The sequence below is a fragment of the Vibrio rumoiensis genome, assembly GCF_002218045.2.
Classification (GTDB): domain Bacteria; phylum Pseudomonadota; class Gammaproteobacteria; order Enterobacterales; family Vibrionaceae; genus Vibrio; species Vibrio rumoiensis.
In genome coordinates, this window is record NZ_AP018685.1 from 1,054,250 (window position 1) to 1,079,389 (window position 25,140).

At 41.3% G+C, this 25,140-nt stretch carries 23 protein-coding genes and 1 tRNA gene; 8 read left to right on the forward strand and 16 right to left on the reverse strand.

What is annotated here, in order from left to right; all coding sequences use genetic code 11:
* Positions 1-126 precede the first annotated feature (126 nt).
* The 3 genes from VRUMOI_RS04865 (at position 127) to VRUMOI_RS04875 (ending at position 2,949) form a co-directional block, all read left to right on the forward strand.
* Positions 127-342 carry a hypothetical protein gene (locus tag VRUMOI_RS04865; RefSeq protein WP_089139057.1) on the forward strand — a complete coding sequence of 72 codons (216 nt, stop codon included), beginning with the start codon at positions 127-129 and terminating at the stop codon, positions 340-342.
* 134 nt (positions 343-476) lie between these two features.
* A complete protein-coding gene (locus VRUMOI_RS04870) occupies positions 477-1,454 on the forward strand; it encodes a glycosyl transferase family protein (protein ID WP_089139058.1) in 978 nt (325 codons plus the stop codon).
* 91 nt (positions 1,455-1,545) lie between these two features.
* Positions 1,546-2,949, forward strand: coding sequence for a GGDEF domain-containing protein (locus VRUMOI_RS04875; protein ID WP_089139059.1), 1,404 nt, complete (start codon positions 1,546-1,548; stop codon positions 2,947-2,949).
* 56 nt (positions 2,950-3,005) lie between these two features.
* Here VRUMOI_RS04875 and VRUMOI_RS04880 read toward each other — a convergent pair.
* The 3 genes from VRUMOI_RS04880 to VRUMOI_RS04890 all read right to left on the reverse strand — a co-directional run bounded on the left by VRUMOI_RS04880 (position 3,006) and on the right by VRUMOI_RS04890 (position 5,419).
* A tRNA-Ser gene (locus VRUMOI_RS04880) sits at positions 3,006-3,096 on the reverse strand.
* A gap of 248 nt (positions 3,097-3,344) precedes the next feature.
* Positions 3,345-5,162, reverse strand: a complete 1,818-nt coding sequence (locus VRUMOI_RS04885) for a DUF3413 domain-containing protein (RefSeq protein WP_089139060.1) — start codon at positions 5,160-5,162, stop codon at positions 3,345-3,347.
* A gap of 41 nt (positions 5,163-5,203) precedes the next feature.
* Positions 5,204-5,419: a YejL family protein gene (locus VRUMOI_RS04890; RefSeq protein WP_089139061.1), complete on the reverse strand. Its 216-nt coding sequence runs from the start codon at positions 5,417-5,419 to the stop codon at positions 5,204-5,206.
* 174 nt (positions 5,420-5,593) lie between these two features.
* Between VRUMOI_RS04890 and yejK the strand changes: the two genes are divergently transcribed.
* On the forward strand, positions 5,594-6,595 hold the full coding sequence (gene yejK / locus VRUMOI_RS04895; RefSeq protein ID WP_089139062.1) for a nucleoid-associated protein YejK: 1,002 nt from the start codon (positions 5,594-5,596) through the stop codon (positions 6,593-6,595).
* A gap of 173 nt (positions 6,596-6,768) precedes the next feature.
* Positions 6,769-7,884 (forward strand): aspartate-semialdehyde dehydrogenase, encoded by a 1,116-nt coding sequence (gene asd / locus VRUMOI_RS04900; protein ID WP_089139063.1) that lies wholly within the window; start codon positions 6,769-6,771, stop codon positions 7,882-7,884.
* Positions 7,885-8,003: 119 nt separating this feature from the next.
* On the opposite strand, the gene VRUMOI_RS04905 is transcribed toward asd, so the two are convergent.
* A complete protein-coding gene (locus VRUMOI_RS04905; RefSeq protein ID WP_089139064.1) occupies positions 8,004-8,855 on the reverse strand; it encodes an ion transporter in 852 nt (283 codons plus the stop codon).
* A 34-nt stretch (positions 8,856-8,889) separates the two neighbouring features.
* Positions 8,890-9,528: a YchE family NAAT transporter gene (locus tag VRUMOI_RS04910; RefSeq protein ID WP_089139065.1), complete on the reverse strand. Its 639-nt coding sequence runs from the start codon at positions 9,526-9,528 to the stop codon at positions 8,890-8,892.
* A gap of 605 nt (positions 9,529-10,133) precedes the next feature.
* Here VRUMOI_RS04910 and adhE point away from each other — a divergent pair.
* The gene (adhE, locus tag VRUMOI_RS04915) at positions 10,134-12,800 is read left to right on the forward strand and encodes a bifunctional acetaldehyde-CoA/alcohol dehydrogenase (protein WP_089139066.1); all 2,667 of its coding nucleotides are present in this window, start codon (positions 10,134-10,136) and stop codon (positions 12,798-12,800) included.
* 124 nt (positions 12,801-12,924) lie between these two features.
* Here the strand turns inward: adhE and VRUMOI_RS04920 are convergent, their stop codons facing one another.
* Positions 12,925-13,587: an SDR family oxidoreductase gene (locus tag VRUMOI_RS04920; protein ID WP_162598340.1), complete on the reverse strand. Its 663-nt coding sequence runs from the start codon at positions 13,585-13,587 to the stop codon at positions 12,925-12,927.
* 319 nt (positions 13,588-13,906) lie between these two features.
* Positions 13,907-14,491 carry a superoxide dismutase [Fe] gene (gene sodB / locus VRUMOI_RS04925; protein ID WP_089139068.1) on the reverse strand — a complete coding sequence of 195 codons (585 nt, stop codon included), beginning with the start codon at positions 14,489-14,491 and terminating at the stop codon, positions 13,907-13,909.
* A gap of 445 nt (positions 14,492-14,936) precedes the next feature.
* On the opposite strand from sodB, the gene VRUMOI_RS04930 reads away from it, so the two are divergent.
* Positions 14,937-15,272, forward strand: a complete 336-nt coding sequence (locus VRUMOI_RS04930) for a Grx4 family monothiol glutaredoxin (RefSeq protein ID WP_089139069.1) — start codon at positions 14,937-14,939, stop codon at positions 15,270-15,272.
* A 71-nt stretch (positions 15,273-15,343) separates the two neighbouring features.
* Positions 15,344-15,985: a DsbA family protein gene (locus tag VRUMOI_RS04935; RefSeq protein ID WP_089139070.1), complete on the forward strand. Its 642-nt coding sequence runs from the start codon at positions 15,344-15,346 to the stop codon at positions 15,983-15,985.
* Positions 15,986-16,106: 121 nt separating this feature from the next.
* Here the strand turns inward: VRUMOI_RS04935 and VRUMOI_RS04940 are convergent, their stop codons facing one another.
* The 9 genes from VRUMOI_RS04940 to rsxB all read right to left on the reverse strand — a co-directional run bounded on the left by VRUMOI_RS04940 (position 16,107) and on the right by rsxB (position 25,139).
* The gene (locus tag VRUMOI_RS04940; protein WP_089139071.1) at positions 16,107-17,426 is read right to left on the reverse strand and encodes a Na+/H+ antiporter family protein; all 1,320 of its coding nucleotides are present in this window, start codon (positions 17,424-17,426) and stop codon (positions 16,107-16,109) included.
* 58 nt (positions 17,427-17,484) lie between these two features.
* The gene (gene rnt, locus VRUMOI_RS04945; protein WP_089139072.1) at positions 17,485-18,138 is read right to left on the reverse strand and encodes a ribonuclease T; all 654 of its coding nucleotides are present in this window, start codon (positions 18,136-18,138) and stop codon (positions 17,485-17,487) included.
* A 229-nt stretch (positions 18,139-18,367) separates the two neighbouring features.
* Entirely contained in the window at positions 18,368-18,784 is a 417-nt protein-coding gene (gene gloA, locus VRUMOI_RS04950) for a lactoylglutathione lyase (RefSeq protein WP_089139073.1), read from the reverse strand.
* Between the two features lie 42 nt (positions 18,785-18,826).
* Entirely contained in the window at positions 18,827-19,468 is a 642-nt protein-coding gene (nth, locus tag VRUMOI_RS04955; protein WP_089139074.1) for an endonuclease III, read from the reverse strand.
* A gap of 41 nt (positions 19,469-19,509) precedes the next feature.
* The gene (locus VRUMOI_RS04960; RefSeq protein WP_089139075.1) at positions 19,510-20,259 is read right to left on the reverse strand and encodes an electron transport complex subunit E; all 750 of its coding nucleotides are present in this window, start codon (positions 20,257-20,259) and stop codon (positions 19,510-19,512) included.
* A 1-nt stretch (position 20,260) separates the two neighbouring features.
* The gene (gene rsxG / locus VRUMOI_RS04965; protein ID WP_089139076.1) at positions 20,261-20,887 is read right to left on the reverse strand and encodes an electron transport complex subunit RsxG; all 627 of its coding nucleotides are present in this window, start codon (positions 20,885-20,887) and stop codon (positions 20,261-20,263) included.
* Positions 20,888-20,894: 7 nt separating this feature from the next.
* Entirely contained in the window at positions 20,895-21,947 is a 1,053-nt protein-coding gene (gene rsxD, locus VRUMOI_RS04970; RefSeq protein WP_089139077.1) for an electron transport complex subunit RsxD, read from the reverse strand.
* Complete coding sequence (rsxC, locus tag VRUMOI_RS04975) at positions 21,947-24,529, reverse strand: electron transport complex subunit RsxC (protein ID WP_089139078.1); 2,583 nt, start codon at positions 24,527-24,529, stop codon at positions 21,947-21,949. The genes rsxD and rsxC overlap by 1 nt, the downstream gene beginning before the upstream one ends.
* A 10-nt stretch (positions 24,530-24,539) precedes the next feature.
* Positions 24,540-25,139 carry an electron transport complex subunit RsxB gene (rsxB, locus tag VRUMOI_RS04980; RefSeq protein ID WP_089139079.1) on the reverse strand — a complete coding sequence of 200 codons (600 nt, stop codon included), beginning with the start codon at positions 25,137-25,139 and terminating at the stop codon, positions 24,540-24,542.
* Position 25,140 lies beyond the last annotated feature (1 nt).

Sequence of the window (25,140 nt, forward strand, 5' to 3'; positions counted from 1 at the left end):
GAGTTTTAAGTAATAGATTGTATTTATTAGAGTTAATTTTTGGCTTGGTTATTGCTTTATTTAAAAGTGGGCATTGCAAGGATAGCGATTAAAAGCAATGCGACCCACGTTAATAGGAGACGTATTATGGCAAGTCAAAACTTAAATGTTGAGCAAGCGAATCGAGATAGTCATTTTAATCTTAAGTATAAATGTAATGTGTTTTTCCAATCTTTATCAGAGCAGTTGCATCAAGCTTCATTAGATAATCTTGATGAACTACAACATCAAAAATTATTATCACAGTCCCCATATTCAATGATTTGGGAACAAGAGTTTTTAAGAACAGCTGAACAAAAGTAGCCTTTCGAATATCAATGTTGTTATGACTAGCCTGCTGAAATATGCAGGCTTTTTGTTATAAAAAGAGCGGAGTTTCATTAAGCTTTCCGTTAGAGTAGGGCTATGCTGAGTTTAAGAAAATAAGAAGGATTGTCATGAGCATTATTTTGGAATGTATTCGTACGGTTGGGCGAGGTGAAAGAGGAAGAAAACCTCTCTCGGAACAGCAAGCCTTTGATGTAATGGATGCCTATTTAAATAGTAAAGAAGCGGGTGACGATTCAGTTGGTGATGATCAAATGGCAATGCTGTTGATGCTTATCCGAGTTCAAAATGAAACCAATCAAGAAATTGCAGGGTTTGTGAAAGCCTTTCAGTCTAGAGTTCCGAGTCTAGGGGCAGATATTGATTGGCCATGTTATGCCGGTAAACGCAAAGCCGAGAATGGTATGGATCAACCTTGGCATGGTTTGGCGGCAAAAATCCTTTCCCTAAATGGTTATAAAGTTTTATTGCATGGATATAAGGATGTGGCGAGTGGCCGAACGCATGTCGAAGATTATCTAGAACCATTAGGTATTCCGCTGGCTGAAACCCCACAACATGCTCAACAATTATTAGACTCTCATCATATTGCTTACCTTCCTTTAAACCACTTTGCCCCGATTGCACAAACCATGATTGGCTGGAAAAATCGTTATGGGTTAAGAACGCCAATTAACACCGTCGTGCGCGCGTTAAATCCCGGTGCTGCAAAGATTGGAGTACGAGGCAGTTTCCATCCTGGTTTTCAGCAACTTCATGCTGAAGTCGATCAGACCATTGATAGTAAAAGTTTATCTGTGATTTCATATAAAGGGCAAAATGGCGAGTCGGAATATAATCCCAAAGTCAGCCAGACGGTGTGGCTAAGTAGCCAAGATGGCGTTGAATCGTTTTATTGGCCAGAAGTTATGCAAGACTCGCTTGATTTACCCGAAAACTTGATTTTCTCGCTCACTGGTGAGGTTGGTAATGTCATGGCCAATGCCGTTATTGCTAGTATGGCCGCGGTTTTATTTACAGAACAAAAAGATTATCAACGGGCTTCTCAACAAGCTTTGAGCTATTGGCATAGATATTGTGGCGTTTAATTTTTAATTAATGAAACTGTGAAATCCATACAGGTACTCGTCAAATCAAGGTGCTATTTTAATTGATAGCGTATTGATAAGGGGGTATAGGATGGAAAGGCTGACAGATGAATCGTCGAATTCTTATCTATATCTTCTTTTCACCTTCATTCTATGTTGGTTGGCTTATACCAGTGTCACTATTTTTAATTACGCTGAAAGTGTTGTGTCAGATATGAAAAATAATTTGTCACACTACTACACTTCAAATGAAAAAATTGCGACTCATCTTAGCGATATCCTGCTTAAGCTAGAAGACTCCAAAGACGCGAATCAAAACCTACAATTAGATGAAATTAAAGCTTTGGATATCCAAGGTTTTAATATTAGCCCCGGACAGTTTTCTGAATACGCTGGTGCATTAGTTGCCCAAGGCGATATGCAAAAATTGCCGTTTAACTTGTCCTTGTTCTTACATGAATTGGATCTCAGTTGGGCGGAGGAGGATAATAATGCCCCAGGTGCTTTTTTTACTTACTACGGTGAAGGAAGTGAATTTGCCTATACTAAGTCTCGTTTAATATTAAAATCTCAACCTCCAGAGATCTCTCCTGCTCGTTACCGAAAAGATGATATACCGTTCGATTACAAGCCGTCGTTAATGACAGCATTAGAACGTTCATATCCGCAAGGGAGAAGCATAGTGATTTTAGTGACGCCAGTGATACTTAATGGGCAATTAATTGGGGATTTAGGCGTTAGGCTTAAACTTGAAAAACAAATGCTTGACTCTCTAGGTCCTTGGTTAAGTCAATATATGGCATTAGACATTGAGTTTAGAGATCAAAAATTTTCATTTGGCGAGGATAGATTTTTACCTCAATTGTTTTTTAAACAAGAGAAGTTTAATAACATCACTATCACGGCTTATATGAAGACGGATTACATCACTGAGTATATTCTGCCATGGTTTTTATCCATGTGTTTTATTATGGGGATGGTTTATTTTTTACTTAATAAGCATAAGAAAGCGGCAATTCGTTTTTCTTCATTATCAAAAACAGATGAACTGACAGGGTTATTTAATAAACGCATATTAGATGAAATTGATAAAATGGGGATTAGCCAAGGGACTCTATTTTATCTAGATGTGAATGACTTTAAGGAAATTAATGACAATTATGGACACCATACTGGTGATAATGCATTGCGCCATATTGCTTCTGGTATCCGATATTGTATGAGTGCGTCTGATTTATGTATTCGTCTAGGTGGCGATGAATTTTTAATCGTCATGAGTACTCGCATACAGCAGCCTGAAAAAGTGAAAGATAAATTGCATCAAGCGATCAGCGGTTCTACTTTTACGGGGGACATTACTTTAACTGTGTCGATTGGTTACAGCTATTTTGATGATCTTGGTGCATTGACTCAGTCGATTCATCAGGCGGATAAGCAAATGTATGAAGAGAAGCATCGATACCGTTCGGCAGAGCCAAAACCGACCGTATTTTAGTTTATTCATCGATAAAAAAGCAAAAAGCCCGCTAAAGTTAGCGGGCTTTTTTAATGTGGCGGAGGGATAGGGATTTGAACCCTAGAAGAGCTATTAACCCTTGCCGGTTTTCAAGACCGGTGCTTTCGACCACTCAGCCATCCCTCCGAATTGCGGTAAATAATATATAGGGCTTAAGTTTTTGTAAACCCTTAATATTGCTGTTTGCTTTCTTTTTGAGCAAATAAGTGATTTTTTTTTCAAAGTGACGGGTTGTGCTTGATTTTTAGACTGCTTTTATCAAGTTGAGTTAGTGCAATTATACAATGAGAGCATACTGCTATGATGAATCTTGATAGGTTATAGATACAAAAAAGGAAGCCGTAGCTCCCTAATTTGTTGATAACAGTTGACGCTTAATCATTCTGGCGATAGAAGCGTTTCAGCTCAGATAAACCTTGTAGCACGATAGAAAGCTTAGGTTTAGCATCATTGCTTCGCTTGTAGTTTTTATCGTATACCTTGTAATTGCCAAATTCATCGACAACGGTTGTAGTGTCATCGGTAATCAAAGCGATGTTATCGCTGTCACCCGCCAAGATCCAAGGACGAGGTGATGCATTAAATAAATTTTTGCCGCTGCCAAAATCATACGGATTAGACGTTGATTGGAAGAGGTCTTGCATCAAGGTGGCTGATAAATCTAAGTGGCTTGTTTTATGTTGATAAAGTTCAGGAGCTTTACCTGGCCAGTGGATCACCATCGGCACCTGCAATTGATAACGGCTGAAGTTGCTGTTTGAGCCCCAGCTATTATTTTTTGTTTCATTAAATTCGTTACCATGGTTAGAGGTAATGACCACAATAGTATTATCAATTAATTGTTTGGTTTCTAACTCAGATAAAATTGCATTTACTTGCTGATCGGCTTCAAATGCAGCTGACTTATATTGAGAAAGTAATTTACTGATTGGTGTTTTCGATTCAGTTTTAAAACGCGGTAAAACAGTTGGAGAATCTTCGAATTCTTCTACTTCTGAAAGCTCAATGTAACTGAACCATGGTTGATTTGGATTGTTGTTTATCCACTGAGTCCATTCAGTAACGGTGTTTTGATCTTTGGTTGTTTGTCTACCATCAGCCGCTGCCACATCCATAGGAGCAAAGATTTCATTATAAAATGCAGTATCGCTGAATCGTTCATTTCCAAATGCCGCCATAGAGTATCCACGGTTATCCATAGTTGAAATAAACAATGGAGGTGTATCCTGTGATTTTACACTTGCTGAATAGCTAGTCGGTAAACCATAAAATAAACCAAACACACCATAAGTATTATTGCTAGCACTATAATGGTTGACAAAGTTTTGGTTGTTCTTAGCAAAGTGGTACGTCATTGGCATAACATCTTCTGCCAGCATATCGCTACGAAGATTATCAACCATAACAATAAGAACGTTATACTTTTTGCCTCGACCATCGAATTTCATTGGCTCTAGCGGGTAGTTCACTACTTCGCTGGCTTTACCGTTTTGCTCTAAGCGTTCCAGGTATTCATCTTTGTCTAATAGGCCATGTTTTTCCATAAAGGATTTAGCCGTCATAGGGTATGACAGAGGGAAATTCGCTCTTTGGCTCGTTATTGGACCATAGAAAAAAGCATCAGCCCAGATGTAGATGAGATGGCTACTTAAAAAACATAAAAAGAAAATAACAGTCGCAGGTTTCCCAATTCGTTTGCGAGAAAGTTTACGCTGCTTTTTCCAAATCCATTCTGAGATCGCTATTTGCAGTAAGAAAATGACTGGTACTGCGGCAAATAGATATTGCCACTCTGCATTGAACGAAGTTTGTTCTTTGCTTAATAGCAACTCCCAAACCACTGGGTTTAAGTGAAGGTGTAATCGTTCATATGCTTGACTATCGAGTAATAGTAAAGTTAAGCAAACAGTAGCGAAACACACACTAATCAATCGAAGCAGTTTTCGAGAGGGAATAATGAAAGTCAGCGGAAACAAAATAAGGATATAGAGTGCAAAGACTAAAAAGCTAAAATGGCCTGCCCAAGAAATGATTAGGTAAGCTTGTCCAAGCAAGGTCTCAGGCCACGGGGATTGGGTGACAAAACTTGCACCTATTAGCATGGCTAAGATGATGTTAAAGAAGGCGAACCAATGTCCCCAACTTACTAAGCGAGAGACGCGCTCTCCGTATGAATTTCCGCTATCAACCATGTAAAATATCGTTCTAACTCAATTTGGTTTAAGAATGCATTTTAGTCATCAATTGATGATAAAAGAGCTTGAGAAAACTTATCTGCAATGAGTTTACGTTGAGATTTTGGCACATTTGAGTTCAATATGTTAGTCACCATATTTCCTGCAATCATTAAGCTTAAATCTGGATTTGCCCCGTGTTTTTTCAATACGGCAGCAATTTCTGCCAAGATTTGTTCAATTTTTTGGTCGCTGTATTTAGAGTTAATAGGCATAACGTTTTTAGATAACTTCCTAGATATTTCAATTAATGATAGTGCTTAATGGCTCTGCTTTGTTATTAATTAACATATTGTTTCAGAGAATTTTCAAGCCACTTGGGTATACAAAGCGGCTTATGATAACCTAGTCTTCCTCACAACTGAAACATCAACTGAAACTAATTTACCATGAGCTTAAATATTTCCAACGTCATACTGCATAAATTGACAAAAAATAACCAAGATGAGCTAGTTGTTAGCTTGCGTGATTCTGCTCTACCAAATGATGGAGTAACAGAGCAATTGGTTGCAGAACTACATCGTACTTTCAGCGCTAAAGCGGGCAAAGGCTTTGGTGTTTATAAAGAGGAAAGTGAATTTCAATCTTGGATGAAGCAATTACGCCAAGGTGAATTGACGTTTTACGATTTTTCTCAGCAGTCCGCGGAGCGATTAAAATCAGAATTATCAAAATATCCTTTTGCAGAAGAAGGCGTGCTGGTTTTAGCGGAATACCAATCTTTAGCAACAGATTACCTTTTTATTGCTTTATTACCATCGAATCAAAGTTTGAAAGTGAACGATGATCTCGATATCAGTGATACGGATTATCTTGATATTAATAAGATGGATATTGCCGTTCGTATTGACTTATCTCGTTATGAAACCGACCCAGAATCAAACCGTTATTTGAGCTACATCAAAGGTCGTGTTGGACGTAAAGTTGCTGATTTTTTCTTAGACTTTTTACAAGCTGAGGTGGGTTTAGATACCAAAAAGCAAAACCAAGTTCTAATGCAGGCGGTTGATGACTTCTGTGTCGATGCTCAACTTAATAAAGAAGAAACGGTTGCCTGCCGAAAACAGGTTCATGATTTTTGTAACGAACAGTTAAAAGCGGGTGATGAAGTCACCATTAAAGAACTATCAGGTGAATTAAGTGGTGCCGGTCACCATGATAATTTTGCTGAATTTACTCAAAAGCAAGGTTATGAATTAGAAGATAGCTTTCCCGTTGACCGTTCAACGATTCGTAAGCTTGCAAAATATGTGGGGGCAGGCGGCGGTTTGTCGATTAACTTTGACAGCATGTTGCTCGGTGAGCGTGTTTTTTATGATCCGGAAACCGATACTCTGACGATTAAAGGGATTCCACCAAATCTGAAAGATCAGCTAACTCGCCACTCATAAGTTTTGATTTGAATTGTGAATCGTAAGAAAGAGTGAATATTGGCGATATTGTTCAAAATCATATTTGAAGATCGTCGGCAGCAATGAGATAGTAAAGACAACAAATACAACTTTAGGCAGTCGGTATTGGCTGCCTTTTTATCATTTAAAATAATCATGGAGAGGATGAGATTATGAGAGTAGGTTTAGTCGGATGGCGCGGCATGGTAGGTTCTGTACTGATGCAACGCATGGTGGAAGAGAAGGATTTCGACCTAATTGAACCTGTATTTTATAGCACTTCACAAGTTGGTATTCCTGCACCGAACTTAGGGAAGGATGCCGGTATGCTGCAAGATGCTTTCGATCTTGAAAGCTTAAAGCAATTAGATGCCATCATTACGTGCCAGGGTGGTTCATATACTGAAAAAGTATACCCTGCACTTCGTCAAGCCGGTTGGAAAGGTTACTGGATTGATGCGGCTTCAACTTTACGCATGAAAGACGATGCCATCATTACACTTGATCCTGTGAACTTAACTCAAATTCAACAAGGCATTCATTCGGGTACTAATACCTTTGTTGGTGGTAACTGCACCGTCAGTCTAATGCTAATGGGGTTAGGCGGTCTATATGAAAAGGGCATGATTGAATGGATGAGTGCCATGACCTATCAAGCAGCTTCCGGTGCAGGTGCGAAAAACATGCGTGAGTTAATTTCACAAATGGGAGTGATTAACCAATCGGTGAGTGCTGAAATGGCCGATCCTGCCAGCTCAATTCTCGATATTGACCGTAAAGTGGCAGAAACCATTCGTTCTAGTGAGTATCCAACCAGTGAGTTTGGTTCACCGCTGGCCGGTTCATTGATCCCTTGGATTGATGTAAAACGTGACAATGGTCAGAGTAAAGAAGAATGGAAAGGTTCGGTTGAAACCAATAAGATTCTTGGTCTACAAGGTGATTCGATTGTACCGATTGATGGTACTTGCGTGCGTATTGGTGCGATGCGTTGCCACTCGCAAGCATTAACAATCAAGCTTAAGCAAAATGTTCCTATGGATGAGATCGAAGATATTATTGGTTCTCATAATGAATGGGTAAAAGTGATCCCAAATGAGCGTGATATCACTATGCAAGAGCTTTCTCCTGCGAAAGTAACAGGAACACTTTCTGTCCCAGTGGGGCGTTTGCGTAAAATGGCAATGGGCGATACCTTCTTAAATGCTTTCACTGTGGGTGATCAGCTATTGTGGGGTGCCGCTGAACCACTACGTCGTACTTTACGAATCATTTTACAAAATCGTTAATTGATTGATGTTTATCAACTGATCAATGGCTTGAACTAAAAAGTCCGCACTATTAAATAGTGCGGACTTTTTTGTTATTAACAGATGACCAGCATTGATTGTTGCCTGAAAAATATTTTCTAAGAATCTGGCTTGTTCACTGGCACGACGCGTTTATCGGGCTCGGCCAACTCACTTCCACAATGTTTGCAAAATAGAGCGTCAGTTTCATGGCCACTTTTAGTACAGTTTGGACATAATACGAGAGTGCGGTGAGCTTTTATCTCTTGATTCAGCTCTGCAGTAATAATTCCTGTAGGAACCGCTAAAATTGAATAACCTAGTAGCATCGTTAGGGCAGCAACGGCTTGTCCTAATGGCGTCTTCGGAACCACGTCGCCATAACCCACGGTAGTAATTGTGATAATGGCCCAATAAATGCCTCTAGGAATGCTAGTAAAACCATTTTCAGGTCCTTCAATCACATACATTAATGCGCCAAAAATTGTAACTAGAATAGCTACTGCACTGAAAAATATAAGGATTTTACGCTGCGACATTGCCAAGGTGCGAACTAACAGGTTGGAGTCTTGCAGAAAGCGTACGAGCTTAAGAATTCGAAAGATTCGCATCACACGCAATAAGCGAATGATGCCGATGAAACTGGCGGATGGAAAAAAGAAAGCAAGATAAGTCGGAAGAATAGCCAGTAGATCGATTACACCATAAAAGCTTTTAGCATAAGCTTTAGGTTTTGGTGAACAATAGAGTCGTAATAGGTATTCAACCGTGAATAAAGCGGTGAACAGGTACTCTAAAATATCGAATTCTTTTTGCCATTGTTGAGCAAAAGCTGGAACGGAATCTAAGATAAGTACGACTAATGAGCTGATAATGGCCACGATCAATAAAATATCGAATCGGCGTCCTGCCGGTGTGTGAGTACCAAAAATGATGATATAGAGCTGATGTTTCAGCGTTTCTTGGCTCATTGAATTCTTCCTTCGTTTTTATTGTGCGTGTCGCTTACATTAAGCCGGGAAACAGATTACGCACACCATTTGCAATAAATTCGACACCTAAAGCCGCTAATATTAAACCCATTATACGGGTAATGACGTTAATGCCGGTTTGACCTAAAAAGCGAACAATCAGTGGGGCTGAGCGAAATAGTAACCATGAACAAAAGCAGAATACGGCAATGGTGAGCACAATACCTGCGGTCTCTATTAGTGTTGGGTAGCGAGCTCCGTAGACGATGGTTGAACTGATTGCACCAGGGCCAGCCATCAGAGGCATTGCCAAAGGAACGACGCCAATTTGTTCGCGGCTGATAGATTCTGTGCGTTCTTGTTTATTTTGCTTATCTTCGCCAAGTTTACCGCTCATCATTGAAAAGGCGATACTCATCAATAGAAAACCACCAGCAATACGGAATGAATTGAGCGAGATACTAAACATGTCGAGTAAAAATTGACCACAAAGAAGAGAGATAACCAAAATTACACCAACTGCAATATTGGCAGTTTTGGCGGTTTTGTACTTTTCTTCAGGGGACATGTGCCCAGTGAGTGAGACAAAGACAGGCATGATGCCTATTGGGTTTACTGCTGCTACGAGTCCAAGGAAAAACTGTAAATAGATGGCAAATTCGATGGTAGCCATAGTGTTATCTCAAAATATTAAAACAAAAGAGGAGTATACCTAGGATTGGGCGTAGTGGTAAGAAAAACAACAGCTACTGTAAGGTAATTTATCGAAAAGGAGGCCCTTTAGGTTAAATCAATAACTTAATATCAACGTTATGAATCAAGGGGGATTTTCATCGAAAGAAGATTTATGGCGTGTTAAGCATATAAAATCAAAAAGTTAACACTAAAGTATTACGTTTGTTCTCAGATTGCGTATACTCGTTGTAGCACACAATTGATGTCGTTAGTTTGTTTGTAAATTACAGAAATAAACTTACAAATTATGTGTCTTATTTATAAGTTTTTAGCTAGTCGAACAAATATTTTTCACATAGTGAAATAAATAAAATGTCTTATTAAACATGTATTTATAATTTTCACTTTAAAGACTATACCGCTTTGGGGGTATTTAGATTGCATGAACTGATCTACATCAATATTTTTAATATTTGAAAGCATATACTCAGTTTTGAAAGCGATTTACTAAGGTGGATTTACCGGTTTCGGTTAGTAGTTTTTAAGTGATACCAAATAGTCTTACTAAATAGTTTTTAATTTTTAAATCTTAGGAGATTCATTATGCCTGTAACTAACTTAGCTGAACTAGATGCTCTTGTCGCACGCGTTCAAGCGGCACAAAAGGAATTTGCTACTTTTTCTCAAGAACAAGTAGATAAAATTTTCCGTGCAGCATCTTTAGCAGCTAACCAAGCACGTATTCCACTAGCACAACAAGCGGTAGCGGAATCTGGCATGGGTATCATTGAAGACAAGGTTATCAAAAACCACTTTGCTTCAGAGTTCATTTACAACAAATACCGCGATGAAAAAACGTGTGGCATCCTTGAAGAAGGTACAGACACTATTACTATCGCAGAACCTGTTGGTATCATCTGTGGTATCGTTCCAACGACTAACCCAACATCAACAGCGATTTTCAAATCTCTAATCTCTTTGAAAACTCGTAACGGTATCATCTTCTCTCCACACCCACGTGCAAAAAACTCTACAAATGATGCGGCTAAATTAGTACTTGATGCAGCTGTTGCAGCCGGTGCTCCAAGAGACATCATCGGTTGGATCGACCAACCTTCAGTTGAATTATCTAACGCCTTGATGAAGCATGACGGCATCAACCTTATCCTTGCAACTGGTGGCCCAGGCATGGTTAAAGCGGCATACTCTTCTGGTAAGCCAGCGATCGGTGTAGGTGCGGGTAACGTTCCTGTTGTTATCGATGAAACAGCTGATATCAAACGTGCGGTTGCTTCTGTTCTTATGTCTAAAACATTCGATAACGGTGTGGTATGTGCTTCTGAGCAAGCCGTTATCGTTATGGATGAAGTATACGAAGAAGTGAAAGAGCGTTTTGCTTCTCACAAAGGTTATGTTTTATCTAAATCTGAAGCTGATAAAGTACGTAAAGTGCTACTTATCAACGGCAACCTAAATGCTGATATCGTAGGTCAACCTGCGGTTAAAATCGCTGAATTAGCGGGCGTTAAAGTTCCTGCTGATACTAAAGTTCTTATCGGTGAAGGCGGCGTAGTAAGCCACGATGATGAATTTGCTCATGAAAAACTGTCTCCAACACTTGGTATGTTCCGTGCGTCTTCTTTCGAGAATGCAGTAGAGCAAGCGGTGACTATGGTTGAAATCGGTGGTATCGGTCACACATCTGGCCTCTACACTAACCAAGACACTAACGCTGATCGTATCAAATACTTTGGCGACAAACTAAAAACAGCTCGTATTCTTGTGAATATCCCAACCACTCACGGTGGTATCGGTGACTTATACAACTTCAACGTTGCACCATCACTAACGCTAGGTTGTGGTTCATGGGGGGGTAACTCTATCTCTGAAAACGTAGGTCCAAAACACCTAATCAACAAGAAAACTGTTGCTAAGCGAGCTGAGAATATGTTGTGGCATAAACTTCCAAAATCAATCTACTTCCGTCGTGGCAGCCTACCAGTTGCATTGACTGACTTAGAAGGTAAAAAACGTGCATTCCTAGTGACTGACCGTTTCCTATTCAATAACGGTTACGCTGATGAGATCGTAAGCTTACTTAAATCTCAAGGTATGGAAGTTCAAACTTTCTTTGACGTAGAAGCGGATCCAACGCTATCTGTTGTTGAGAAAGGTGCAGCACAAATGCAAAGCTACCAACCAGACGTAATCATTGCACTAGGCGGTGGTTCACCAATGGATGCAGCGAAAATCATGTGGGTAATGTACGAGCACCCAGAAACGCACTTTGAAGAATTATCAATGCGCTTCATGGATATCCGTAAACGTATCTACAAGTTCCCTAAAATGGGTGCAAAAGCTGAACTAGTATGTGTAACTACAACATCTGGTACAGGTTCTGAAGTAACACCATTTGCGGTTGTAACTGATGACCGTACTGGCGCTAAATACCCACTAGCGGATTACGAACTAACTCCTAACATGGCTATCGTTGATGCGAACCTTGTTATGAACATGCCTAAGTCTCTAACAGCATTTGGTGGTTACGATGCAATCACTCACGCATTAGAAGCTTACGTATCAGTTCTTGCTAACGAATACTCAGATGGTCATGCTCTACAAGCACTTAAGATGCTAAAAGAATACCTACCATCTAGCTACAAAAATGGTTCAGCAGACCCAATCGCTCGTGAGAAAGTACATAACGCAGCCACTATCGCTGGTATGTCATTTGCAAACGCATTCCTAGGTGTATGTCACTCAATTGCACACAAAATTGGTGCAGAGTTCCATATCCCACACGGTCTTGCTAACGCATTAATGATCTCTAACGTTATCCGTTTCAACGCGAACGATAACCCAACTAAACAAACAGCGTTCTCTCAATACGACCGTCCACAAGCACGTCGTCGTTATGCTGAAGTTGCTGACCACCTAGGCCTAAGCCAAGACGGTGACCGCACTGCACAGAAAATTGAGCGTCTATTAACTTGGTTGGATGAAGTGAAGAAAGACCTGGATATCCCACTGTCTATCCAAGCGGCTGGCGTTAACGAAGCTGATTTCTTAGCAAAATTAGATAACTTAGCAGTTGATGCGTTTGATGACCAATGTACTGGTGCTAACCCACGTTACCCTCTAATCTCAGAGCTTAAAGAAGTTCTATTAGCGGCTTACTACGGTAAAGCATACATCGAAGGTGAAACTTTCGAAGGTACAACTGTTATCAAAAAAACAGAAGAACCAAAAAAAGCAGCTAAGAAAAAATAATCTTAGTCTGAAATAAAAAAAAGCCCTGCTTACTCGTTAAGCAGGGCTTTTTTGTTTAGGTTGACCCGCTATTATTAATCACTAGAGCATAAGACAATGCACAATACTGCGGCTAATTCGTTCATTAATAGGAGTCTAAAACACGGCCATTAAAGTACTCATTTTCTACAATATATTCAGCGTTTCTAATCAGCTCATCACAGCTTTGTGCCCAGCCATGATGTTTGGAGGACATACCTGTTCGGTTTGGCAAGATCCCTCCCACGCGAATATTAAAGGGCATTAATTCCTTTGCCCAATTTTGAGTAAATTCGGAAATTAATGAAGACGGTTGGGTGGGGCTATCTTGTTCTTGGCTTGATAGATTAACAATGACCCCACGCTTTTGGTTATGTAGCATTTGTCTCGCGGCTAGTTTGCTAAAACACAGCATTGTCGCGGCTAACTTTGAATATTGACGACTATAACTATCAATATGTTCATCGTTGATCAGTGAAGGGGCTGGTAGGTTAGGATATAGGTTAATTAAGACATCAATTCCTTTGTCAAATTGTTGGTTAATAGAAGAAAACAAAGGTTGGACACTTTCAAAACTTTCATCATCGAGAAGATATTGGAAAACATGTGAAGAATATGGCTGACAATGATGTAAAGCTTGGTTTAGCGAGGTTTCGTTATTATCAACTAAGATGACGTTAGCGTTGAGAGAAAGAAAGTGTTGAGCTAAATTTTGACCTAAATGAGATCCTGCTGACGTGATCACCACGACGGAGTTTTGTATGTTCATATAGCACCTCATTGGTATCAAAGAAAAAATACCTAACGCCCTTAAACACAAATACCGAGAACAACTTATCAACTACCTCCAAGGTGTCTATGGGCCTTAGATAGTAATAATGGTAGTAAAACGTGTAAAGATCCTGTGAATAACATCAAAGAACTGAAATGAAACACTGAAAAGTATTAATCTGTAAGGGGAATTGATGTGAATAAAATAATGTTAATGCCTGTGTGTAACCTGAAACCTGAGATGGATATTCAAATATAAAAAAAGACCAGCCTAAGCCAGTCTTTTTAATAAAGCGTTTAAGCCAATTTAGACTTAATTACTTGATTAGGTTTTCTTCAACGAAAGACCAGTTAACCAATGCCCAGAAACCATTCATGTAGTCAGGGCGAACGTTACGGTAATCGATGTAGTATGCGTGTTCCCACAGGTCAACAGTAAGAAGCGGAGTAATGCCTTCTTCTGTTAGTGGTGTTGCAGCGTTAGACGTGTTTACGATGTCTAGAGAACCATCTGCTTTTTTCACTAACCAAGTCCATGAAGAACCGAAGTTGTTGATTGCTGAATCAGTGAATTTTGCTTTGAACTCATCGAATGAGCCAAATTGTTGCTTGATTGCTTCTGCAACAGCACCTGTTGGTTCACCGCCAGCATTTGGAGCTAGGCAGTGCCAGTAGAAAGTGTGGTTCCAGATTTGTGCTGCGTTGTTAAAGATGCCGCCTGTTGAAGTCTTAACGATTTCTTCAAGAGATTTACCTTCAAACTCAGTACCTGGGATCAGACCATTAAGCTTAACCACGTATGTGTTGTGGTGTTTGCCGTGGTGGTAATCTAAAGTTTCAGCTGAGATGTGTGGTTCTAGTGCATCTTTTTCGTAAGGCAGGGCTGGTAGTTCAAATGCCATTGCTCAAATCTCCATGTGTTAGAAAGGGACTTTCTTGTGTTCTAGTTAGAACAGCTTCCGATTGTTTTAATCATACTAACTGATGATGCCATTTCCATGACAGTGAAACATCAACCATCTTGTTTAAACAATGAAATGATTAAGTGACGATTGTTAAACATCAGTTTGAGCCATTAACGACTAAGGTCAGTTTAGCAAGTTTTTACTTTATTAAAAGACCTCGCTCTAAAATTTCTCACACATCACTCATTTGTCTTGTGATATCGGCATTTATGTAAGAGAGATAAATAGTTAAGTATTGGTTTAGTCCATTAGGCAATAAGAAAACGGTGCACAAATGCGCCAATTAGAATACCCTTATAAATAATGGCTTTTTATTCTGCTGAAGATACAAGTAGAATGGGGCAATAATTTAGAGTGATGCTTATATCCTAGAGAGGAAGTGATGGAAACTATCGATAAAATTAAACAACAGATTTCTGAAAATACTATTCTGTTATACATGAAAGGTTCACCGAAGCTACCAAGCTGTGGTTTCTCTTCTCAAGCAGCACAAGCTTTGATGTCATGTGGTGAAAAATTTGCTTATGTGGATATTCTACAAAATCCAGATATCCGCGCAGAACTACCAAAGTACGCTCAGTGGCCAACATTCCCACAGTTATGGATTGAAGGTGAACTGGTTGGTGGTTGTGACATCATTATTGAGATGTTCCAGAAGGGTGAACTGCAAACTTTGATTAAAGAAGCGGTATCACGCGCACCAGCAAGTGAAGAATAAAATTCATTTCACTTGAAAGAAAAAGAGCCGATCTAGGCTCTTTTTTTGTATCTGTAATATAGGAGTAAATGATGAAAGGGATTTTATATTATATCCATGACCCTATGTGTAGCTGGTGTTGGGGCTACAAACCAACATGGGATAAATTAAAAGCGGCATTACCGGAAAACATCCAAATTGAATATTTATTAGGGGGATTGGCTCCAGATAACCATGAACCCATGCCGCAAGAGATGAGACTCATGTTGCAGCAGGCCTGGAGACGGATTGAAAGCCAACTAGGGACGCAATTTAATCATGATTACTGGACATTAGCTGACCCGGTTAGAACGACTTATCCTGCTTGTCGTGCTGTGATCGCTGCAAATAAGCAAGGTGCAGGAGAGGAAATGAATCAAGCTATTCAGAGAGCCTATTACTTACGCGCAATGACGCCACACATTGATTCGACTCATTTATTATTAGCTCAAGAAATTGGTCTCAACGTTGAACAATTTACTAGGGATTGTAAAGGCGTTAACGTTGAACAAGAATTTTCTCGTCAACGTGATTGTTGTCAAGCATTAGGAGTGCATTCATTTCCAAGCTTAATTTTGCAACTTGGGGAAAAATATCACGCAATTACACTGGACTATGGCTCTGAGTTAACCAGCTTGAAAGAGATTGATCAGCGAATGACGTGGGCGGAAAGTATTGATAAGACAAAACGTTAGATAGGTTTAAAACCTCAAAACTAAAGGTTTGTTAAACAAAATCAGCATTCACCTCTTTTAATAAAAAAGCGCATGTTCGATAAACGAAGCATGCGCTTTTTTAGTTAACATGAGGCGATGATTACAGAACCATTGCCGCAATCCAACCAAATACGATAAGCGGTAGGTTGTAGTGAAGGAACGTTGGGATCACTGAGTCTTTAATATGGTCATGCTGTCCGTCAGCATTTAAGCCCGATGTTGGACCTAAGGTTGAATCCGATGCTGGAGAACCTGCATCCCCTAACGCCGCAGCAGTACCAACCAGTGCAATGGTTGCTGCTGGAGAGAAGCCAAAAGAAATGGCTAGTGGTACGTAGATGGTTGCAATAATTGGGATGGTTGAAAACGATGAACCAATACCCATAGTGATGAGTAAGCCTACAATCAACATCATTAAGGCCGCAATGGCTTGGTGGCCATTCATGCTTGTTTGTAGGAAAGTGACTAATGTTTCAACGCCACCGGTTGCTTTCATCACGCTCGCAAAACCGTTTGCTGAGATCATGATAAAGCCAATCATGGCCATCATTTGAACGCCGCGCGTAAAGTTATCTTGGCTGGTTTGGAAAGGTTTACCAAAAGACAAAATAATGAAGCCAACAAGCGCACCAACGATCATCGAGCCAGAATATAGTTGAGCAGAGAGGGTTGCTATAATACTGATCACTGCAACAATCACCGCTTTTTTATCAATGCCTTTTTGTTGGATTTCAGAGGTTTCATTTTGCTCTGCTACATAGGTACGTGGTTTACGGTAGCTAATGAACACACTAACCAGTAAACCGAAAATCATACCGCACGCAGGAATAAGCATCGCGGCGGGGATTTGAGCAGCAGTCGCATTTGTTAATCCATTGCTTTGCAAAGCAGGTAGTAAGATGTCATTAAGGAAGATGCCACCAAAACCAATAGGCATTGTCATATATGGCGTGACAAGACCAAAGGTAATAATACAAGCGACCATACGGCGGTCAACGTTCATTTTATTAAATGCCGATAGCAGAGGTGGGACAATAATAGGGATAAAGGCAATATGAACTGGGATAACGTTTTGTGAAAAAATCGCCATGATAAATAACGCACCAAAAATAGCATATTTCACCATGTTGGTTGCTTTGGCATTTTCTTTACCATGTACACGTTTAATAACTGCGTTTGATAAGATATCGGTAATGCCGGTTTGAGATAACGCTACCGCAAACGCGCCAAGCAAAGCGTAGCTAAGGGCAATTTCTGCACCATCACCTAAGCCAGATTGAAAAGCTGCGATAGTTTGGTCGAGTGACATATGTGCCAACAAACCACCAGTAATAGCGCTCAAAGTTAAGGCTATCACGACATTGACTCGAAAAACGGACAACGCCAGCATTAAGCAAACGGAGATAACGACAGGATTCATTGTAATTCTCTTTTAATGTAAATAAATGTTGTGTGTTTAGTACCGCTCTTTGTCGGCATTATTGCGATTCTTCGGTTGAAGGTAATGGCCAACCACCTAAGGCTTTCCACTTGTTTACTATGTTGCAAAATAATTTCGCGGTAATTTGAGTGTCATACAAAGCAGAGTGTGCTGCTTGATTGTCAAATTCAAATCCTGCGGCACGGCAAGCTTTCGCTAAGACGGTTTGCCCATAAGCGAGACCACTTAATGCAGCAGTATCGAAGGTAGCAAAAGGGTGAAACGGAATGCGTTTTAATTTACTACGCTCAGCTGCTGCCATGACAAAACTCAAATCAAAATTCGCATTGTGGGCAACCATGATCGCTCGGCTGCAATCGGCCGCTTTTTGCTCTTTACGAACTAATTTGAAGATTTCTTTTAGAGCTTCCGCTTCAGTCACCGCACCTCTTAAAGGGCTATATGGATCACGGATTCCGGTAAACTCTAACGCGTCTTTTTCAAGGTTGGCTCCTTCAAAAGGTTCAACATTGAATTGAATGGTGGAGGCAGGGTATAAATCCCCGTTTTCATCCATGGCTAGAGTGACAGCACAGATCTCCAATAGTGCATCAGTTTGCGCATTGAAACCGGCGGTTTCTACATCAATAACGACGGGAAAATAGCCACGAAATCGGTGTTTTAGTGTCAAAGCTTCATTTGTGTCAGTCATTGGCTTTCATATCCGTGAATTTAGTCGCGTATTATTACAGATTAGAAATTGAACTTCACTCTATAATGTTACTTGTCAGCAGGAAAATATGCGGTTTTATTTAAAATAAATGATTTTTTATTACTTATTTAAAAGAATGAGTATTGTTTGATTAATGAAATTTATAGAATAAAAAAAGAACCCGATTGTCGGGCTCTTCTATATTTGTCGGGGGGAATAATAGGGTGAATTATCCCTCTAAACCTGCAGACATTTGGCTACGTTGGATAAGTTCAATCATGTAGCCATCAGGATCTTTCACAAAGGCAATATGTGTACTTCCGCCTTTTACTGGACCTGGTTCACGAGTTACTGTACCGCCAGCGGCTTTGATTGCATCACACGCGGTGTAGATATCATCAAAACCAATCGCAATGTGTCCGTAACCGGTTCCAAGATCGTATTCAGAGGTATCCCAGTTATAAGTCAGTTCGATAACCGCACCTTGAGACTCATCGCCGTAGCCTACGAAAGCGAGAGTATATTTATATTCTGCATTTTCATTTTTACGTATTAGCTGCATACCAAGAACTTTGGTGTAGAATTCGATTGAGCGATCAAGATCGCCAACACGAACCATAGTATGCAAAACTCTTCCATTCGACATTGTGTGCTCCTTATTGGAATGTAAAGTAATCAAACAACATAATTACTCTTCAGGATAAACTTTTTCTTTAAACTCGCAGAGGTCTTCAATTATGCAACTACCACAACGTGGCTTACGTGCGATGCAGGTGTAGCGGCCATGTAAGATCAGCCAGTGATGAACGTCAAGTTTAAACTCTTTAGGTACCACCTTTAATAGCTTTGCTTCAACGTCATCAACCGTTTTACCCATGGCTAATTTTGTTCGATTCGATACGCGATAAATATGCGTATCGACCGCGATGGTTGGCCAGCCAAAAGCAGTATTTAATACGACGTTAGCGGTTTTTCGGCCTACCCCAGGTAAGGCTTCTAATGCGGCGCGATCTTCCGGAACTTGGCTATTATGTTTTTCAATTAAGATTTTACAGGTTTTAATGGTATTTTCTGCTTTGGAATTAAATAGCCCAATGGTTTTGATGTATTCTTTTAATCCGTCAACGCCTAGTGCCAGAATGGCTTCAGGAGTATTCGCGACCGGGTACAGCTTATCCGTCGCTTTATTGACACTGACATCAGTGGCTTGAGCAGAAAGCAGTACCGCAATTAATAATTCAAATGGGGTGGTCCAATTCAGCTCAGTTTGAGGGTTGGGGTTATCTTCACGTAACCTTTCTAGGATCAGTCGGCGTTTTTCATTATTCATAGTTTGTATACCAATCAGTCGATCGTAATAGTCTATATACGTTAAGCATTGGTGACTCTAGCGCGTTCAATAGTTGGTTTTTCTTCAGCTGGTTTTCGCTTGTCGATTTGCTTATCAATCACTTGTTTTAACGCAATGAGGAAACCCACGCCGATAAACGCGCCCGGCGGCAGTAAAGCGAGTAAGAAACTGCTATCAATATGGAAGACTTCAATGCGCAAAGAGGCCGCCCAATTGCCTAGTAATAGGTCTGCGCCATCGAACAGAGTACCTTGTCCAATCACTTCACGTAGCGCGCCTAAAACCGTTAGGGCAGCTAGCATGCCAAGGCCCATCCAAAAACCATCTAAGGCGGCTTTTTTAGGCGCATTTTTAGATGCGTAAGCTTCTGCACGGCCAATGATCACACAGTTAGTCACGATGAGAGGAATGAAAATGCCAAGAGAAAGATAGAGGCCATAAGCATAAGCACTCATTAGTAGTTGTACACAGGTTACGACAGAAGCGATGATCATGACAAAAATAGGAATTCGAACTTCTTTAGGAACGTAATGACGTACTAACGAGACAATCGTATTGGTTGAAATCAGTACCAACATAGTGGCAAGACCTAAACCAAGTGCATTAGTGATGGTAGACGATACCGCCAGTAGTGGACATAAACCCAATAGCTGAACAAGGGCAGGGTTGTTATCCCACAAGCCGTTTTTCATCAACTGTTTATTCTCAGGATCAGAAACTTGGGTTGCTGAATCTAATGGTGTATCAAGCGTTGCGCTATCTTCAGACATTTTATCCCTCACAGTTTAATGGTTGGTTGAGAATGCTTTGTTTATTTTCTTTAAAGTACACCACGGTTTTCTTCACCGCTTTCACGACCGCCCTAGGGGTAATGGTCGCACCAGTAAATTGATCAAATTGGCCACCATCTTTACGTACCGCCCAATCCGAGTCGTTACTTTGAGTGACCGTTTTGCGGTCAAAACCAAAAATCCAATCTGTTTTGCGTGTTTCTATTTTATCGCCTAACCCTGGGGTTTCATTATGCGCGAGTACTCGAGTACTTGTAATGACACCTTGCATATCTAAACCAACAATAATTTTTATCGCGCCATTATAGCCATCAGGGGCATAAGTTTCGATGGCAATGGCGGTTGGCTGACCAGCTTTGGTTGCGAGATAAGCGGGTAGTGGTTCGGTTGTTACGGTACTTTGTGATGGCAGTAACATGCATGATGCGAATAGCTGATTATCGTGCATGCTTTGCGGGATCACTTGGTTAAGTGTTTTTTGCAACTCTTGTTGTTGTTGCTCGACAATTGTGTCGTGTGTTACCCAATTAGTGATCGCAACCAATGAGGTAGAAGCAATAGCAAATATTGCCAAGATGCCGCCATTTTTTTTCATTGCATTTAGCATAGCGATATTACCTTACATGCCCATAAGTTCGAGGTTTGGTGTAGTAATCAATCAGTGGCACCATCATATTGGCTAACAAAACAGCAAAAGCCACCCCATCAGGGAAACCACCCCAACTACGAATTAAGAACACCACAATCCCGATAAATGCACCGTAAATGATTCGGCCTTTAGTGGTGGTGGAGGCAGTCACAGGATCGGTGGCAATAAAGAATGCACCAATCATGGTTGCACCAGAAAGTAGATGCAAAATAGGGGAGGCTGTCGTCCCAGGAGCAAAGAGTGAAGCGATAGTACTGACCATTAACAAACTGACTAACATTGCTAGTGGAATTTGCCATTGAACAATACGCAATCTAACTAAGACGAGCCCGCCTAATAAGAATGCAATATTTACCCATTGCCAACCGACACCAGCTAAACCTGCAAAAGTAGGTTGTTGCATGATTTCACTGGCAGTATGACCTGCTCGGAGTGAGGTTTTAAAGGTATCAAGTGGCGTTGCCATGGTCACCCCATCAATTCCTGAACGAACTTGTTGTAGCGATAAGCCATCAAGATTGAAGCCAGTGAAAAACAGTCTTAAACAATCAGTAAAATGTAAATGCACATTCGTTAATGATTCAGGTGTAACCCAACTTGTCATTTGTACAGGAAATGAGATCAGTAATACCACATAAGCGACCATGGCGGGATTAAATAGGTTTTGTCCTAACCCACCATAGAGATGTTTACCGACCACAATGGCAAAGAAAATACCTATCGCTAGAATCCACCAAGGAGAAAGTGGTGGGATAGAAACGGCGATAAGCATGCCCGTAACTAAGGCACTGTTATCTTTTAGGCCAAGAAGTGGCGAGCGTTTACGCACGAGCATGATGGCAGCTTCAAATAGCCAAGCGAGCAAAATAGCAAAGACAACTTGGATCAATACCCCGTAACCAAAGAAGTAGATTTGAGCAGCAATACCAGGTAGCAAGCAGATGGCTACCCACATCATAATATTTGATGTGGTACGTTTTACGCGAACGTGTGGAGAACTCGTGATAAAAAACGACACTATTTTTTCTCCTGAGATGGTTTATCGATAAATACTGGGATATCCAATAAATCGAGAGTGACTTCAGAGTCTGAGTGATTGGTTGATGATGAATCTGCCGACTCGGTATCAGAATTGGCGGATGATTCGTCGCTTGTTTTATTCGTGGTTGTCTCTTTATTGTGTGCTGCTTTTCTTGCTTTAGCGCGGGCAATGGCGGCGGCAACAGCGGCTTTTTTGGGATCTCTGGTTTCTGGCGTTGAACGTTCCGTTTCAGTTGCCGGTTTATCTTCCGGTGCTGGTTGAGTTTGCTCACTTTCAACAGCTGATTGTTGAGCGGCTTTTCTTGCTTTAGCACGGGCAATGGCGGCGGCAACAGCGGCTTTTTTGGGATCGCTGGTTTCTGGCGTTGAATTATCCGTTTCAGTTGCCGGTTTATCTTCCGGCGCTGACTGAGTGGGCTCACTTTCAACAGTTGATTGCTGAGCGGCTTTTCTTGCTTTAGCGCGGGCAATAGCGGCTGCAACAGCGGCTTTTTTGGGATCGCTAGTTTCTGGCGTTGAACGTTCCGCTTCAGTTGCCGGTTTATCTTCCGGAGCTGGTTGAGTTGGCTCATTTTCAACGGTTGGCTGCTGAGCGGCTTTTCTTGCTTTAGCGCGAGCAATGGCGGCGGCAACAGCGGCTTTTTTGGGATCGCTAGTTTCTGGCGTTGAACTTTCCGTTTCAGTTGCCGGTTTATCTTCCGGCGCAAGCTGAGTTGGCTCATTTTCAACAGTTGATTGCTGAGCAGCTTTTCTTGCTTTAGCGCGGGCAATGGCGGCGGCAACCGCTGGATTTTTAGGCGTCTCTTGCGATGTTACTTCATTCGTTGTTGATGTCGTATCGCTTGAATCTGCTTCTTGTTGAGCTTTCTTTTCACGAGCAAGACGTTTACGTTCTTCTCGCAGTTTAATCATCTCTGAATTATCAGGTTCAGTTTGTCCTGCCTTTGCCGCTTCTGCTTGTTTAGCCTTGGCACGTGCGATAGCTGCTGCAACCGCGGGTTTCACTTCTTTTTCGACCGGTTGTTCAGCTTGTTTAGCTTTTACGCGTGCAATCGCGGCTGCAACGGCATCATCACCATTGGTTTGTTTCATGTCGCTACGACGTTTTTCTGCCGCTTGTTTGAAACGTAGCTCACGTTCTTGCTTATCGCGTTCTAAGCGCTTTTGGCGTTCTTCAAAACGTTGTTTAGCCCGTTCCGCTTCTTTCGCTTCTTGATTGCGAGTCCAAATTTCCGATTTCGCTTGGCGGTAATATTGCACCAGTGGGATATCACTTGGGCACACGTATGCACAAGCACCACACTCAATACAATCAGACAAGTGGTACTCTTCGCATTTTTCATAGTCCTGAGCCTTGGCATACCATTGTAATTGCTGAGGCAAAAGGGATGCAGGGCAAGCTTCAGCACAAGCTGTACAACGAATACAGGCTAATTCTTGGCTAGGTGGTGCAATTTCTTTTCGTTTCGGCGCTAAAATGCAGTTAGTAATCTTAGTAATGGGCACATCCGCGTGCGGCAGCGTAAAGCCCATTAAAGAGCCCCCCATGATCAAACGTGGATTTTTCTTCTCAGCTTTGTAGCCAAATTGACGAAGTAAAGCCGAAATCGGGGTACCTAAACGCGCTAAAACATTACCTTTTTGGGCAAATGAGTCACCCGTTAAGGTAACCACGCGCTCAATGAGGGGTTCGCCATCAATAATCGCTCGTTTGATAGCGAAAGCGGTCCCGACGTTTTGCATTAATACGCCAATCGCAGCGGAGTGCTCTTTACTTGGTACTTCGCGGCCAGTGAGCACTTTGATCAACTGCTTCGAACCGCCAGATGGGTATTTAGTTGGGATAACTCGAATGATGAGGTCAACATCTCTTGCTGCTTCTTCTAGAGCTGCAATCGCTTCTTTTTTATTGTCTTCAATACCAATAATGGTGACTTCAGGTTGCAGAATATGCTGAATGACCTGAACGCCCTGAATAACTTCTTGGGCGTAATCTTGCATAAGACGATCATCGGCTGTGATGTAAGGTTCACATTCTGCAGCATTAATGATTAATATTTTGGTTTTCGCTAAGCCGGTATGCAATTTACGTGCGGTAGGGAAGCCTGCGCCACCCATACCTGAAATTCCGGATTGACGAATTTTTTCGATTAAAACTTCAGAGTCTCTTTCTAAGTAATTCGAGACGGGATTCTTCTCGCACCATGTATCATTTCCATCTGGTTTGATCACAATACACAGATCAGAAAGGCCTGAAGGGTGGGCGATGGTGCGTTTTTCAATGGCTGTCACGGTACCAGAACTTGGCGCATGCACAGGAACCATGAAGGCCAAGTTAGCTTGAGTTAATTGCTGCCCTTTTAATACTTGGTCACCAACACTTACACATACATCACCCGGCCTGCCGATATGTTGTTTGAGAGGCAGAACAAATTCTTCTGGTAATTCAGCTTGGACAATAGGGAATGTTGACGACTGAGTTTTATTTTCAGGTGGATGAATGCCACCTGGGAAATCCCAAATCATACCGTGACGAATTTGTTCAATTAACGACAACATACTTTTTCCTTTAACTCACGGTTTGTTCTTTAGAGTCAGCAGAAGCTGATGATGGTTCAAGATCGGTGACGACAGGAATAAGTTCGAGCTGCCATTTCCAAGTATCTGGTGTGGTTTCGATTGGGATCATTTCAATACAATCTGTCGGGCATGGCGCAACGCATAAATCACAACCCGTACATTCGCTTTTAATCACCGTGTGCAGCGCTTTTGTACCACCAACGATAGCATCGACTGGGCAAGCTTGGATGCATTTGGTACAGCCAATACACATGTCCTCGTGAATAAAGGCCACTTTTTTTACGGCTTCTTCTACGCCATCTGAATCGGTAGGAACATCAACGCCCATCAAGTCGGCTAATTTTTCAATGCCAGCTTGCCCACCCGGAGGACATTTGGTAATAGCATCACCATTGGCTATCGCTTCCGCATAAGGGCGGCAACCTGGGTAGCCACATTGACCGCATTGGGTCTGCGGTAGAATACTATCGATTTGGTCGACAATCGGATCCGCTTCCACTTTAAAGCGAATAGACGCAAATCCTAAAATGACGCCAAAAACGGCGGCGAGAGCAGCAATAGCAATGACGGCGATTAAGATGGTAGACATG

What these genes read in the sequence shown, in the direction of transcription:
- VRUMOI_RS04865 (WP_089139057.1), top strand. Translation starts at nt 127, where the DNA reads ATGGCAAGTCAAAACTTAAATGTTGAGCAAGCGAATCGAGATAGTCAT.
- VRUMOI_RS04870 (WP_089139058.1), top strand. Translation starts at nt 477, where the DNA reads ATGAGCATTATTTTGGAATGTATTCGTACGGTTGGGCGAGGTGAAAGA.
- VRUMOI_RS04875 (WP_089139059.1), top strand. Translation starts at nt 1,546, where the DNA reads ATGGAAAGGCTGACAGATGAATCGTCGAATTCTTATCTATATCTTCTT.
- VRUMOI_RS04885 (WP_089139060.1), bottom strand. Translation starts at nt 5,162, where the DNA reads ATGGTTGATAGCGGAAATTCATACGGAGAGCGCGTCTCTCGCTTAGTA.
- VRUMOI_RS04890 (WP_089139061.1), bottom strand. Translation starts at nt 5,419, where the DNA reads ATGCCTATTAACTCTAAATACAGCGACCAAAAAATTGAACAAATCTTG.
- yejK (WP_089139062.1), top strand. Translation starts at nt 5,594, where the DNA reads ATGAGCTTAAATATTTCCAACGTCATACTGCATAAATTGACAAAAAAT.
- asd (WP_089139063.1), top strand. Translation starts at nt 6,769, where the DNA reads ATGAGAGTAGGTTTAGTCGGATGGCGCGGCATGGTAGGTTCTGTACTG.
- VRUMOI_RS04905 (WP_089139064.1), bottom strand. Translation starts at nt 8,855, where the DNA reads ATGAGCCAAGAAACGCTGAAACATCAGCTCTATATCATCATTTTTGGT.
- VRUMOI_RS04910 (WP_089139065.1), bottom strand. Translation starts at nt 9,528, where the DNA reads ATGGCTACCATCGAATTTGCCATCTATTTACAGTTTTTCCTTGGACTC.
- adhE (WP_089139066.1), top strand. Translation starts at nt 10,134, where the DNA reads ATGCCTGTAACTAACTTAGCTGAACTAGATGCTCTTGTCGCACGCGTT.
- VRUMOI_RS04920 (WP_162598340.1), bottom strand. Translation starts at nt 13,587, where the DNA reads ATGAACATACAAAACTCCGTCGTGGTGATCACGTCAGCAGGATCTCAT.
- sodB (WP_089139068.1), bottom strand. Translation starts at nt 14,491, where the DNA reads ATGGCATTTGAACTACCAGCCCTGCCTTACGAAAAAGATGCACTAGAA.
- VRUMOI_RS04930 (WP_089139069.1), top strand. Translation starts at nt 14,937, where the DNA reads ATGGAAACTATCGATAAAATTAAACAACAGATTTCTGAAAATACTATT.
- VRUMOI_RS04935 (WP_089139070.1), top strand. Translation starts at nt 15,344, where the DNA reads ATGAAAGGGATTTTATATTATATCCATGACCCTATGTGTAGCTGGTGT.
- VRUMOI_RS04940 (WP_089139071.1), bottom strand. Translation starts at nt 17,426, where the DNA reads ATGAATCCTGTCGTTATCTCCGTTTGCTTAATGCTGGCGTTGTCCGTT.
- rnt (WP_089139072.1), bottom strand. Translation starts at nt 18,138, where the DNA reads ATGACTGACACAAATGAAGCTTTGACACTAAAACACCGATTTCGTGGC.
- gloA (WP_089139073.1), bottom strand. Translation starts at nt 18,784, where the DNA reads ATGTCGAATGGAAGAGTTTTGCATACTATGGTTCGTGTTGGCGATCTT.
- nth (WP_089139074.1), bottom strand. Translation starts at nt 19,468, where the DNA reads ATGAATAATGAAAAACGCCGACTGATCCTAGAAAGGTTACGTGAAGAT.
- VRUMOI_RS04960 (WP_089139075.1), bottom strand. Translation starts at nt 20,259, where the DNA reads ATGTCTGAAGATAGCGCAACGCTTGATACACCATTAGATTCAGCAACC.
- rsxG (WP_089139076.1), bottom strand. Translation starts at nt 20,887, where the DNA reads ATGCTAAATGCAATGAAAAAAAATGGCGGCATCTTGGCAATATTTGCT.
- rsxC (WP_089139078.1), bottom strand. Translation starts at nt 24,529, where the DNA reads ATGTTGTCGTTAATTGAACAAATTCGTCACGGTATGATTTGGGATTTC.
- rsxB (WP_089139079.1), bottom strand. Translation starts at nt 25,139, where the DNA reads ATGTCTACCATCTTAATCGCCGTCATTGCTATTGCTGCTCTCGCCGCC.